The sequence below is a fragment of the Enterococcus sp. C46 genome (assembly GCF_040887565.1).
GTDB lineage: Bacteria > Bacillota > Bacilli > Lactobacillales > Enterococcaceae > Enterococcus_B > Enterococcus_B lactis.
The window spans coordinates 1-370 of sequence record NZ_JBFOGA010000038.1; the positions used below are offsets into that span (position 1 = coordinate 1).

At 40.8% G+C, this 370-nt stretch carries 1 pseudogene; it reads left to right on the top strand.

What is annotated here, in order from left to right:
* Window positions 1–370 (top strand): annotated as a pseudogene (locus tag AB3I27_RS14030) (IS6-like element ISS1N family transposase); the annotation flags it as partial.

Consider the following 370-nt stretch of genomic DNA (forward strand, 5'->3'; position numbering starts at 1 on the left):
GGGACGTTGGCATTATCTTTATCGTGCAATTGATGCGGACGGCTTAACCTTAGATATCTGGTTACGAAAGAAACGGGATACGCAAGCAGCCTATGCTTTCTTAAAACGACTCCATAAACAGTTTGGTGAGCCGAAAGCAATTGTGACCGATAAAGCACCTTCTCTTGGCTCCGCCTTTAGAAAGTTACAGAGTGTGGGTTTATATACTAAGACAGAGCACCGAACTGTGAAGTATCTTAACAATTTAATAGAACAAGACCATCGACCTATTAAACGACGAAATAAATTTTATCAAAGTCTCCGTACAGCCTCTTCCACGATTAAGGGCATGGAGACCATTCGAGGAATATATAAAAAGAACCGAAGAAAT